At 59.8% G+C, this 12,494-nt stretch carries 12 protein-coding genes, 1 tRNA gene and 1 pseudogene; 4 read left to right on the top strand and 10 right to left on the bottom strand.

The features are described from left to right. Window positions 1-174: 174 nt before the first annotated feature. Window positions 175-989, bottom strand: a pseudogene (locus B2527_RS12460) (IS3 family transposase); the annotation flags it as partial. Between B2527_RS12460 and B2527_RS19605 the strand changes: the two are divergent. Beyond that, on the top strand, window positions 955-1,248 hold the full coding sequence (locus tag B2527_RS19605; RefSeq protein WP_414717084.1) for a class I SAM-dependent methyltransferase: 294 nt from the start codon (window positions 955-957) through the stop codon (window positions 1,246-1,248). The pseudogene B2527_RS12460 and the gene B2527_RS19605 sit on opposite strands and share 35 nt — an antisense overlap. Before the next feature lie 377 nt (window positions 1,249-1,625). On the opposite strand, the gene B2527_RS19600 is transcribed toward B2527_RS19605, so the two are convergent. The 3 genes from B2527_RS19600 to B2527_RS12445 form a co-directional block, all read right to left on the bottom strand. After that, on the bottom strand, window positions 1,626-1,988 hold the full coding sequence (locus tag B2527_RS19600; RefSeq protein ID WP_414717083.1) for a prepilin-type N-terminal cleavage/methylation domain-containing protein: 363 nt from the start codon (window positions 1,986-1,988) through the stop codon (window positions 1,626-1,628). A gap of 132 nt (window positions 1,989-2,120) precedes the next feature. Beyond that, the gene (locus B2527_RS12450; RefSeq protein WP_293713967.1) at window positions 2,121-3,941 is read right to left on the bottom strand and encodes a hypothetical protein; all 1,821 of its coding nucleotides are present in this window, start codon (window positions 3,939-3,941) and stop codon (window positions 2,121-2,123) included. Window positions 3,942-4,110: 169 nt separating this feature from the next. Beyond that, window positions 4,111-4,467: a prepilin-type N-terminal cleavage/methylation domain-containing protein gene (locus B2527_RS12445; RefSeq protein ID WP_293713965.1), complete on the bottom strand. Its 357-nt coding sequence runs from the start codon at window positions 4,465-4,467 to the stop codon at window positions 4,111-4,113. 357 nt (window positions 4,468-4,824) lie between these two features. Between B2527_RS12445 and B2527_RS12440 the strand changes: the two genes are divergently transcribed. From B2527_RS12440 to coaE, 3 genes are all read left to right on the top strand, one after another. After that, window positions 4,825-6,084 carry a type II secretion system F family protein gene (locus B2527_RS12440; protein WP_293713963.1) on the top strand — a complete coding sequence of 420 codons (1,260 nt, stop codon included), beginning with the start codon at window positions 4,825-4,827 and terminating at the stop codon, window positions 6,082-6,084. A gap of 7 nt (window positions 6,085-6,091) precedes the next feature. Next, on the top strand, window positions 6,092-6,952 hold the full coding sequence (locus tag B2527_RS12435) for a prepilin peptidase (RefSeq protein ID WP_293713961.1): 861 nt from the start codon (window positions 6,092-6,094) through the stop codon (window positions 6,950-6,952). Window positions 6,953-7,016: 64 nt separating this feature from the next. Continuing rightward, window positions 7,017-7,634 (top strand): dephospho-CoA kinase, encoded by a 618-nt coding sequence (gene coaE, locus B2527_RS12430; protein ID WP_293713959.1) that lies wholly within the window; start codon window positions 7,017-7,019, stop codon window positions 7,632-7,634. Between the two features lie 350 nt (window positions 7,635-7,984). Here coaE and B2527_RS12425 read toward each other — a convergent pair whose 3' ends face one another. The 6 genes from B2527_RS12425 to B2527_RS12400 all read right to left on the bottom strand — a co-directional run. After that, entirely contained in the window at window positions 7,985-9,319 is a 1,335-nt protein-coding gene (locus tag B2527_RS12425) for a sensor histidine kinase (RefSeq protein ID WP_293713957.1), read from the bottom strand. Then, a complete protein-coding gene (locus B2527_RS12420) occupies window positions 9,312-9,989 on the bottom strand; it encodes a response regulator transcription factor (RefSeq protein ID WP_293713955.1) in 678 nt (225 codons plus the stop codon). Before B2527_RS12420 ends, B2527_RS12425 begins: the two co-directional genes overlap by 8 nt. A gap of 119 nt (window positions 9,990-10,108) precedes the next feature. Beyond that, window positions 10,109-10,570: a hypothetical protein gene (locus tag B2527_RS12415; RefSeq protein WP_293713953.1), complete on the bottom strand. Its 462-nt coding sequence runs from the start codon at window positions 10,568-10,570 to the stop codon at window positions 10,109-10,111. Between the two features lie 218 nt (window positions 10,571-10,788). Next, entirely contained in the window at window positions 10,789-11,664 is an 876-nt protein-coding gene (gene rimK / locus B2527_RS12410) for a 30S ribosomal protein S6--L-glutamate ligase (protein WP_293713951.1), read from the bottom strand. 173 nt (window positions 11,665-11,837) lie between these two features. Then, window positions 11,838-11,911: transfer RNA gene (locus B2527_RS12405), tRNA-Gly, on the bottom strand. A gap of 186 nt (window positions 11,912-12,097) precedes the next feature. Next, the coding region (locus tag B2527_RS12400) for an autotransporter domain-containing protein (RefSeq protein ID WP_293713949.1) at window positions 12,098-12,494 on the bottom strand (397 nt) is incomplete at its 5' end.

Here is a 12,494-nt window from a genome sequence, read left to right as displayed (position 1 = left end):
CACGGTCGAGGCCACTACGGACCTCGTGTTCACTATGCTCAGATCAGGAGACCTTGTTGATGTGGAAGCCCACGGGACGTTGCGTGGAGTTGCATGCGGTCAGAGATGAACAGGTGCCAATGGGACCTGCGCGCCGATTCGCCATCAACTTTAACTTGACTCCAGAGTTAGCACGTTGTCGCAGCGAATAACCCTTGGCCTGCCGCGCCATTGGATGATCTGCTCCAGCGATCGTATGACCCGGGCCGATGGCAACGACAGATCGACCTCGATCCCCAGTCCCTCGCGGTTGAAATCGTCGAGTACGTTGAATAACCGGAAACTGCGGCCATCGGCCAGCTGCTCGTGCATGAAGTCCATCTACCATACCTGGTTGATCGCCGCCGGCACCGCCAAAGGCTCTGACCGCTCGCGTACCAACCGTTTCTTCGGTTTGATCCGTAGGTTCAACTCCAGCTCCCGATAGATGCGATGTACCCACTTGTGGTTCCACCCAAAGCCTTTGATATTGCCCAGATGCAGGAAGCACAGGCCAAATCCCCAATCGCGATAAGCCGTGGTCAGCCGGACAACCCAATCAGCAACCTGCACGTTTTCTTCGCTCGCTTTGGCTTGATAGCGGCAGTAGGTCTGGCTGACCTCGAACGCCTGGCAGGCGTGCCGGATGCTCAGCGCCTTGGTCGCCACTGCCCACTTGGCCATCTCCCGGCGTTGAGATGGCCTCACCATTTTTTTTCCATCGCCTCGCGGAGTATTTCAGCTGCCATCTGCGATTCGGCATACATCTTCTTCAGGCGCCGGTTCTCCTCCTGCAGCTCTTTGAGCTGGGACATCAGTGATGCGTCCATGCCGCCAAACTTGCTGCGCCACTTGTAAAAAGTTGCCGAACTGATTCCGTGCTCGCGACACAGCTCCGGCGCAGGCGTGCCGGTCTCGGCCTGCTCGAGTACGGCGATGATCCGGCTGTCGGTGAAACGGGATGTCTTCATGGAACCTCGTCGGGAAAGGGCACGAGAAAATTCCACTTTTGGCGGAGGGATTACCGCCTCATTACCGCCTTCAGCCCACATTCTAGATACAGGGTGTGGCACCGGACTCGTTTCTGAACTGCTGGATGGACAACATGCCACCTACACTGGCATCGATTTCTCCAGCAAAATGGTGGAGGCAGCCAAACACAACAGAGCGAACCGAAGCAATTGTCATTTTCACTGCATGGATGCAGCAATTTTTTTTCAGCATTGTTAATGAGTAAAACGCAATATTCTCGCTGGACATCTCTGAACATGTGCCCGATGAAGAATGGGCGAAGATTGTCATGCTGACACGCCCGCTCTCGCGGCTACCGGAACGGTCTATCTACACCCCCCCAATCTGATCTTCATTGTGGAACTCCTGAAGCACCACAAGTGGCTACCGCAGTTCCCTGAGCATATTGCCATGCGCAGCGAACACGACCACTGCGCATTCCTTGAACGATCAGGTTATTCCAGCGTCGAGATCAAACCCTTCCGCACTACGACCTCATACGTTATCTGCACCCACCATCTTCTTTGCCAATGATTGGCAAGCATATGGCAGCTCGCCGCTGGATTACTACCCAACGGTGCCGGTTGCATGCTGTATCAACGCTGCAGCATGCATTGGGCGCTGCCTGTGTTGCAATCGACATCAGCCTTCAAGGACGCGTTTCCCTTGACAGGAGCATCAAATGTCACCGTACGAGGGATAGCAAAGTCAGTCGTCGTCAAGCCCAAGCTGGTGCTCGACGCACAAGCCTTGGGGGCATATGTTGGCGGCAGTTTGTAATCCGCCAGCTCAGCCACTGTAGTGCTCATGTAAGCTCTAGCCTCAGCCAGACATGCCGCATTAGCCGACCGCTGCGTGTAATTCCTGTACTGAGGCAACGCAATGGCTGCAAGGATTGCGATGATGGCAACTACTATCATCAACTCAATCAAAGTAAAACCGCTGGTATTTGCACGCACCCCAATCTCCTCTGTTCAATTTTCCCCAAAACATTCATCCACCAAGCACAATCCGTGCCACAAGCGCGGAAGCTGCGTTCGGATCGATGCATAGATCATCGATCCGTGACCCCCGCCGCATATTCAACAGTTTCACTGTGGGAACGAGTGACGCAATTGAAGCACCCAGTCTTCCCTACCAATACTGGACAACTGCCCGAACAGCGCTGCAATCGCCGGATCATCCGGGGGAGAGAGTTCAACTGCACGCCGCATGTATTTGAATGCCCGGCCTGGCCGCTCGGTTTCGTTATAGACAAACGTAGCGATCCGAAGATTCTCATCGCGATCAAAATCCACGCGCTGTGCCATCACATCCAGCACGCCAGCAACTGCGTTTTTGTCCAACGCGAGCCCACCATCTACATTATTGAGCAGAATTCCTGCTATTCCGCGATTCTGCACATTGATCGGAGCTCGAGCCACCAGCCCCTCCAAGCTCAACCAGTCCTCGCTGGAAGCGGTGCCCTTTATGGACTTATAGATCACAACATTCGCCTGCATCACCGCCGAATGCGTGACCTCGACCCCCAGCGAATTTGCGGTGATAGCGCTTTCCAGCCACGGACTATCCGGCTGGAAACCGCTTCGATCCACGTTGGTGGCAGCAAACATCAGCCAAGCGCGTTCTGATTGAGGCGCGAGCCGTAGAGTTCCCGCAGCCAAACGCATCGGCTCCCCCCACATATAGGCGCGAGTCATCGTTGCCGCAACCAACATCAACATGGCCAACCCGCCGCATATCTGCCCGAGCCGCACCAAGCGAAGGTCGCGCCTAACGCGCGCCAGCGCCATGACACATAGGTCCATCACCGCCAAGATCACCCCGATCATTGGAAAGTGGTTCCTGTGCTCAAAGGCCAGCTCCAGGTTGACAATATTGCTGGTTATAAAGTGGCCAGAAAAAAAGAGAAAAACCCCAAGTGCAAAGATCGGACGATCCCTGCGCCACCGCCAAGCCCACACCATCAAGCCGACCAGACAACACCACGCAAACAGCGTCACCGGCGGATCCAGCAAGCCATGAGAAATACGGAAATTGTCATAGTAAAAGGGCATTGATGCGGGCAACGGGAGCAAAATCTGCTGCAAGTAGAGAAAAAGCACTGGTCCCTGCGTCAGCAATCGTTCAACACTAGAGAATTCACGAAACGGATATGGCCCCCAATGCCAGAAACGAGGCAAAATCAGCAACACGAACAATGCCCCCGCTAGAACCGTCATCGCCGCGTAGCCGTTGCGCAAACCCCTTGCAAGCCGCGGACTCTTCGCAGTAAAGCGCAACACAGTCAACTCTACCGCTAGAGCATATGCAGGAAACAGTACCGCATCTTCTTTGCAAGCAAGGCCGAGTGCCCAGAACAAAGCCACAAGAAGACCATACTTTCTACTACGTCCGCCCTCCATCTGGGCCTTGCGCATGGTCAAGTATGCCCATAGAGCAAGCAGCATGAACAACGTTACCAGTGTCTGCATCCTCTGCACCACATAGAGTACGGAGGAAACTTGAAGCGGATGCGCGCCCCATACAGAAGCAACCAACAGGGCCGCTAATGCCGCCCGCTTTGGCGACCAGCCAGCCATCAACAACAGCTTGCGAGCAAAGCAGGCCAGGACAAATACAGTGACGAAATGGATAAGCAGGTTGGTGACCTTGAACGCCTCGGGCCGCCCCTCCCCTCGCCATTGATCCAGTGCAAAAGTAAGCATGGGAATCGCACGCGAACCGCCCCCAGGCTGGAAGCTATAGGCAGCACGAAGCAGCTCTTCTCCCTGCAGCTGATCTACCCGGAGTTCGGCGTTCTTTTCGATGCTCGCGCGGTCATCCATTACGAAGCCGCCGCCAATTCCGGGAGCCAAGCACGCGACAGCAAGCAGCCCGCAGCCCAAACAAAGCATGAGAAAAGTACGCATGGCACCATCAATTCGCATCCAACACCGTCCTCAAACACAACAACCCGGAGTCCATTGAGGCATCTTCAACGACCATGGGAGCAACTACTTGCCCCATTTCCCAAAAGTCCATTGAATCCAAAAAAAAACCCCGGCGTTAACCGGGGCTCTCAAACCTTCAATCACAGAATTACTGCGCGATCGAACAGGCACCGCTGCCGGTGTCACACTTGGTCGCCTTCAGCAGCTGGGCATTACCCTTGGTCTTCGGGGTGAATTCGGCGCTCTTCGGGGTTGCATAGTTAGCCACAACGATCGGCGCATCGATTCCTTCGCATGCACTGGGAACGAACGCGGTGGCATCACGGCCGTCAGCGATATCAGCAACTGCACCGCTCATGTACGCCTTAGCCTCCGCCATGCAAGCGCCGTTAGCCGAACGCTGGGTGTAGTTACGGTACTGCGGCAGCGCGATGGCGGCCAGGATGGCGATGATCGCAACCACGATCATCAGTTCGATCAGGGTAAAGCCCTGCTGCTTCTTCATGAGTACATCCCCTAGAGGTTGGATAGTGAACATGGTTGCAGGCGACGCGCCTGCCCCGCACGGGGTTACAAAGCAGGTTGCGTGCCAACAGGACAACCACCCCCTACTCCCCGGCGCAATGATGGCAGCATCGGCAAATAAGGGAAGCCCCCTGGCGAAAGAATCCTGACCCAGCGCCCAAGTTGACACATTGCGTCACAATGTGACCCACAGCTTCACCCCGGCACGTCAGGGCAGAAGCATAGGCAGACGTGACGAGCACCACCAAAGTGGCCTCGGGGGTGTGCTGCAAGGCAAATGAACCGCTACCATGCGTATTGGTGTCCGGGCTGGGGAAGCTTGGACGGGGAGATCAAAGTGGCCGTTACCCGTAACGCAATCAAGAATGAGACGACTGGTCGCAGTACCAGCCAGATGGCGCCCTTTGTCTGGGAGGGGACAGACAAGCGCGGCGTGAAGATGAAAGGCGAGCAGGATGCAAAGAACGCCAACATGCTGAAGGCGGAACTGCGTCGACTGGGCATCACACCCACCGTCGTGAAACCCAAGCCAAAGCCACTGTTCGGCGCCGCCGGCAAGCCGATCAAGCCCAAGGACATTGCCTTCTTCAGCCGCCAGATGGCGACGATGATGCGCTCAGGCGTACCGATCGTGACTGCGCTGGAAATCATCGGCAGCGGCCACAAGAACCCGCGCATGGCCAAGATGGTCGGCCAGATCCGTGCTGACCTGGAAGGCGGCTCTTCCCTCTTCGAGGCGATCAGCAAGCACCCGGTGCAGTTCGATGAGCTCTACCGCAACCTGGTCCGTGCTGGCGAAGGCGCGGGCGTGCTGGAAACCGTGCTGGAGACCATTGCCAACTACCAGGAAAACCTGGAGTCGCTGAAGGGCAAGATCAAGAAGGCATTGTTCTATCCGGCGATGACCATTGCTGTCGCCCTGCTTGTCAGCTCCATCCTGCTGATCTGGGTGGTGCCGCAGTTTGAGGAAGTGTTCAAGGGCTTCGGTGCGGACCTGCCATTTTTCACCCAGATGATCGTGGCGGCGTCCCGCTTCCTGGTCGGCTGGTGGTGGCTGATCCTGCTCGGCCTGATTGCCGCGATCGGTGGTTTCCTTTTTGCCTACAAGCGCTCCTTGGCCATGCAGCACAACATCGACAAGCTGATGCTCAAGCTCCCCGTCATCGGCCAGATCCTGCACAACAGCGCCATTGCCCGCTTTGCCCGTACCACTGCGGTGACCTTCAAGGCCGGCGTCCCGCTGGTGGAGGCACTGAGCATCGTCGCCGGGGCCACCGGCAGCAGCGTCTATGAAGATGCCGTCCTGCGCATGCGCGACGATGTCGCGGTGGGCTACCCGGTCAACATGGCCATGAAGCAGGTGGGTCTGTTCCCGCACATGGTGGTGCAGATGACGGCCATCGGCGAAGAGGCCGGCGCGCTGGACTCGATGCTGTTCAAGGTGGCCGAGTACTTCGAGCAGGAAGTGAACAATGCCGTGGACGCCCTCAGCAGCCTGATCGAGCCAATGATCATGGTGTTCATCGGCGTGGTCGTGGGCGGCATGGTCATCGGCATGTACCTGCCGATCTTCAAGCTGGCCTCGATTGTTGGATAATTAACGCATGGCATTTCTCGACCAGCATCCCGGCCTCGGCTTTCCCGCCGCGGCCGGCCTGGGACTGCTGATCGGCAGCTTCCTCAACGTGGTGATCCTGCGGCTGCCCAAGCGGCTGGAGTGGCAGTGGCGGCGCGATGCCCGCGAGATCCTCGAGCTGCCGGACATCTACGAGCCGCCGCCGCCCGGCATTGTGGTGGAGCCCTCGCACTGCCCGCACTGCAAGCACAAGCTGAGCTGGTACGAGAACATCCCGTTGTTCAGCTGGCTGATCCAGCGCGGCAAGTGCCGGCACTGCCATGAGCCCATTTCCATCCAGTACCCCCTGGTGGAGCTGGTCACCGCCTTGATGGTCCTGGCCAGCGTCTGGCAGTTCGGGTTTGGCTGGCAGGGCTTTGGCGCCATCGTGCTGAGCTGCTTCCTGGTGGCACTGTCCGGCATCGACTTCCGGACCAGGCTGCTGCCGGACCAGTTGACCATCCCGCTGATGTGGCTGGGACTGATAGGCAGCATGGACAACCTGTACATGCCCGCCAAGCCTGCACTGATAGGCGCGGCGGTCGGTTACCTGTCCCTCTGGTCGGTCTGGTGGCTGTTCAAGCAGATCACCGGCAAGGAAGGCATGGGCCACGGCGACTTCAAGCTGCTGGCCGCACTGGGCGCCTGGTGCGGCATCAAGGGCATCCTGCCGATCATCCTGCTGTCCTCGCTGGTGGGCGCCATCATCGGCTCCCTGTGGCTGTACTTCGGCAGCAAGGACCGTAATACCCAAATCCCGTTCGGCCCATACCTTGCCATCGCCGGCTGGCTGGTCTTCATGTGGGGCGACCCCATGATCGCGACCTACCGGCAATGGTCGGGATTCTGAATCCAGGCGTTTCACGCTTGCCGCTCCGCAAGGAGCGGCTTGGCTACCCCAAAGGCCCACACCCGTGAGCAACTTCATCGTCGGCCTCACCGGTGGCATTGCCTCCGGTAAAAGTGAAGTCAGCCGCCGCTTTGAAACCTTGGGCATCACCGTGGCCGATGCCGACGTGGCAGCACGCGAGGTAGTTGCCCCGGGAAGCCCGGTACTGGCACAGATTGCCGCGTTGTTTGGCGATGAAGTGCTGCAGGCAGATGGCAGTCTGGATCGTGCCCACCTCCGTCAGCGGATCTTTGCCAACCCCGATGACAGGCGGGCATTGGAGGCCATCACCCACCCCGCCATCCGCGCACGGGTGCGCGCGCAATGCGAGGGGGCTACGAGCCCTTATGCCATTGCCGCCATCCCCTTGCTGACCGAGGCAGGCGGCAAGCCCAGCTATCCCTGGCTGCAGCGCATTCTTGCGGTGGATGCACCTGTGGCCGTACAGCACGCGCGCCTGTTGAAGCGCGACGCCATCACCTCGCAGTTAGCGGAGCAGATGATCCAGGCACAAGCCAGCCGCGAACAGCGCCTGGCCATTGCCGACGACGTGATCGTCAATGATGGGCACCCGGATGCGCTGCAAGCGCAGATTGAAGCATTGGACGCACGCTACCGCGCACTTGCAGACGCTGCACGCTGAAACCCGGCATTGCTTTGAATGGCGGCGTTACTTTGCCGCCTTGGCGCATGAATGGCTGTCCGGAGTAGCGGTGGAGCGCGACAGCGCGCGGGCCTTCGTTGGCCGGCCAATGACAGCCTCGCCGGAACGGGTGATGCGCAGCCTGGCACTTCAACCGCCATCCTTCTGGCCCGGGTGCGCTTGGCTTGCCCGGGCCACCTTGGCGATACCCGGATTGATGCGCCTCGCGGGGTTGGTGGCGTGTGGAACATGAGCCGGTCCATTCCCCGGATGCGCTGTGCTTCCCGGGCTACGCAGGTGATTCCTTCGTAGGTTCCCATGGGCCGGATGCATTCCCCGGCAATAGGAAGCTACTCCGGTGCGAACGTCAGCGTTGCCACGACACCGCGTACATCACCCGGCCGGATATCCACCTGCCAACCGTACAGCGTACACAGGCGACTGACGATGGACAGGCCAATGCCGCCCCCCTGTGATTGCCCCGCATGGGTACCGCGATAGCCGCGCTGGAAGAGGCTGGCCGCATCCTTCTCACTCAGGCCCGGACCGTTGTCGATCACCTCGACAGCGTTCGCCCCCACACGTACCAGCACCTTGCCTTCCTGCGAGTACTTCACCGCATTGCCGATAAGATTGCCGAGCGCGACCGACAATGCCGATTCCGGTGCATCAATCACCAACTCGCGGCTACCTTCCAGGATCAGCTCCAGCGGCTTGCCGCCCAGCTGTGCCCGGTGCGATTCCAGCAGCTGCTCCGCAACGCGGGCGACATTGCTGCTGCCCTGTGCGCGCTCGTTGCGGGAAAGCAACAACAACGAAGCAATCAAGTCACTGCATTGCTGCTCGGCACGCTGGATGCGCTGCAGGCGCTGGACGATCTTCTCGTCGATACCCGGCCGCGCCAGCAACAACTCGGTTGCCCCGCGAATCACTGCCAAGGGCGTGCGCAGCTCATGGCTGACGTCGGCATTGAATTCGCGGTCGCGTTGGACGACTTCGGTCAATCGTTCGGAGTAATCATCCAATGCCTCGGCCAACTGCCCCACCTCGTCATCCGGGAAGCGGGGGGCCAAGGGCTCCGGGTGCGTATTGCCACCGCGGTAGGCACGCAGCCGGGAGGCAAGGTCGGAAACCGGGCGCATCACCCTGGACGCGGACCACCAGCCCAACACCCAGGACAGCAAGCTGAAAACGATCACCGACAGCACCAGCGCACGTTTCAGCTGCTGCTCACCGCGTAGCGCCTGCCCCATGTCGTAGGCAATGAAAAACCAGGCATCCGGCGTCTTGCGCACGCCCACCTTGTAATAGAACGGTTTGCCCTCGCCATCCACACCGTTGAAATTATGGATGCCGTCCTGCAGGTGCTCCCACTCCGGGTAATCCCGGCGCAGGCCATCCAGCTTGTCGGGCCTGTACAGGTAGGCCTTGATCTGCTGGACTGGCGCAACCACGTCCTTGCCGCCACTTTGCATGTAGCTTTGCCAGGAAGCGTCCAGGTTGCGATTCATCACATCTTCGACGAGCTGGTTCTCCACGCGGGTGCGCGCCCAGTTCGTCGCAAACGCGAACAATGCCGTCAGGCAAAAGCCCAACAGCACAAACGAGACAATAATGCGGCTGCGCAGGCGCCGGCGATAGCGCCCACGCTTGCGCACGGATTCAGGCAAGGCTGTTTCAGGCATCTGGCGCAGAGATGCGATAGCCAATGCCGTGGCGGGTCTGGATCATCGGCGCATCAAACGGCTTGTCTACCACCGCGCGCAGACCGTGGATATGCACGCGCAGCGAATCCGAATCCGGCAGTTCCTCGCCCCATACGCGGGTTTCCAGCTCCTGCCGGGTAACTACCGCAGGGGAAGCTTCCATCAAGGCCTGCAGGATCTTCAACGCGGTCGGATTGAGCTGCAGCAGCTTGGCCTGGCGGCGAACTTCCAGGGTGTCCAGGTTGTATTCCAGATCCCCCACTTCCAGCACGCGGGTGTGGGCACCCTTGCCGCGGCGTGAAAGTGCATTGAGCCGTACTTCCACTTCCTGCAGCGCAAACGGCTTGATCAGGTAATCATCGGCACCGGAATCAAAGCCGGCCAGCTTGTTGTCGAGCGAGTCGCGCGCGGTCAGCATCAATACCGGCGTCTGCTTGCGCGCATCATTGCGCAGCTTGCGGCAGACCTCGATGCCATCCATGCCCGGCAGGTTGAGATCGAGCACGATGGCGTCGAAATCATGCACCACGGCCAGGTGCAGGCCCGTCACGCCGTCAGCGGCGAAATCAACGGTATGGCCCCGGTCTTCCAGATAGTCACCAAGGTTGGCGGCAATATCGCTGTTGTCTTCGATTACAAGAATGCGCACGTGTGCGATTACCTTCGTCTTTGGAATAAGCAGACGCCCCAACGGGGCCGCCCACAGCAAATTACAACACAGGCCGCGTTAACGCCTTAGCAGCACAAACCCGTGCCAACAGGGATGGGTCAATCGACGTTGGACTTGATGATCTTGCCATCCTGCACGTTGCGCACATAGGTTTGGGAGTCCCGGCGCTGCCGCTCGCGTTCAGCCACACTCAAACACTGGGTCGTCGGCATGTTCGAGCCAATCTGCTTCTCGCGCCTGCAGACCAGGCGGCTGTCATTGCGCGCCTTGGTCAACGTAGCGTTGACCAGTTCCTGGTCGTTGAACACTGCTACCTTCTGCGCCTCCGGCAGGTTCTGGGCGGTGCCTTCGCCGATGACCAGCGCCATGCGCTCAAGCGCGGCAACCACCTGTGCCCGGTCCTCGTTGGATATCTCCTGATAGATCTCCCCCCTCAAGTCCTCAAGCACCTTCTGCTGCTGCGCCTTGAACGGAATTGAAGCCTGCAAGGGGACATCCGCCGTTCTGGCTGAAACCGTCGCCGAGACCAACATGAGTGCCAACAAAAGCATCCGCGACATACGCCCTCTCCTTAGGAATTGCACCACTCTAGCGCCGGTACAGCGTCGCGACAAGAAAAAGAAATTTCAATAAAAACAAGGCCCTGGCGACAAACGCCAGGGCCTGAAGATTCCCGATCACCGGACCCACTGAGGAGGGCTGGGCACAGTGGGGACAGCCTAGGCGGGTTTGGATTAAAGGCTTGTTAAAACCGTGCAAACAAATTGCGCCCGCCACCTCAACGTTTGAGGCTGGTCACGTAATCGATCATCCGGCCGGCCACGTCGCCCCCGGATACGCTCTCGATCCCCTCCAGCCCGGGCGTGGAGTTGACCTCCAGCACCAACGGGCCGCGCTTGGAGCGGATCAGGTCGACCCCGGCTATACCCAACCCCAGCGCCTTGGCCGAGCGCACCGCTACCTGCTGTTCGGCCTTGCTGCATTGCACCGGCTCGGCGGTGCCACCCGCATGCAGGTTGGAACGGAAGTCGCCCTCCTGGGCCTGTCGGCGCATGGTTGCCACCACCTGGTCACCCACCACCAGGCAACGCAGGTCGGCCCCTTGCGCCTCGGCGATGAATTCCTGCACCAGGAAGTTGGCATACAGCCCCCGCAGCGCCTCGACGGTTCCCTTGGAAGCGCTGAGCTTCTCGGTAAGGATCACCCCCCTGCCCTGGGTGCCCTCGTTGAGCTTCACCACGTGTGGTGGCGGGCCCAGCATCGACAGCAGGTCATTGGTGTCGTCGGGGTTGTCACCAAACACCGTCACCGGCATGTCGATCCCCTTGGCCGCCAGCACCTGGTGCGCGCGCAGTTTGTCGCGGGCCCGCAGGATGGCGTCGGAGGGATTGGGCGTGCGTGCCCCCATCATCTCGAACTGGCGCAGCACGGCGGTGCCGTAGCGGGTAATGGAGGCACCGATACGGGGAATCACCGCATCGAAGCCCGTCAGCGGCTTGCCCTTGTAGTGCATGCCGAAATCACCGGCGGTGATGCGCATGTAGCATCGCAACGGGTCCAGGATGCGCACCGTATGGCCGCGCGTCCGCGCCGCCTCCACCAGACGGCGGGTTGAATACAGCTTGCTGTTGCGGGAGAGGATGGCGAGCTTCATTGCAGCCAATTCGTTCAGAAGGCGCGCAGCATAGCGCGCCGGCGATGTGCGCAATAAGACGAAAACAGACAACTGCCCAACTGTGCAGAGGCAGCCTTCAGGAAGACGATGGTGCAGGGAGATCCAGCAGGCTTGCGAGCCTGGATGCCGGCGTTTCGGCATTGGCGCCGGAGTGGAGCGGGCGATGGGAATCGAACCCACGTCAGTAGCTTGGGAAGCTACAGCTCTACCATTGAGCTACGCCCGCTCGGCGCGGTGTGCAGTCTATTCGCGGCGGCCCCCCTAACGCAACGGGGGCTGCGCTGGCAGGCATTGGCTGCCCTCCCGCCTTCCGCATGTTCAATAGCGATTTGGCGGGAAAGACCGCGCAGCTGCGCGGCCTGTTGCGGTTGTCATCGGGTGGCGGCCAGACCGCCACCCGATGCAGTGCCGTTTAGAAGCTGCCGCCAAAGCTGGCGAACAAGGTGGCATCACGCGCCGACTTCTGCAGGGTGGTGGTGCTCACACCGATATTGCTGTCCAGGCCCCACAGCTTGACGCGCGCGCCCAGCACGGCGGTCGCATAGTCACGATCGAATTCCAGGCCCGGCACCTTGTAGGTGCCGACGTCGGCCATGGTCTGCAACCAGGCGCCGGCCTGCTTGCCATCCTCGAACTCATGGTCATAGGTGACCTGCACATAGGGCTGCACGGTGCCGCCGTCAAAGCGCGCCTGCCAACCAATGCGGCCTACCGTCGAATCCACGTCCTGGTCACCGTAGCCCAATGCGGTGGCACTGGCATTGCTCTCGGTATAGCCGTCCAGCTTGGCCTTCTGCCAGATCACCGCG

The organism is Stenotrophomonas sp. UBA7606 (assembly GCF_002477705.1).
GTDB lineage: Bacteria > Pseudomonadota > Gammaproteobacteria > Xanthomonadales > Xanthomonadaceae > Stenotrophomonas.
This window is presented reverse-complemented; position numbering and strand designations above follow the sequence as displayed.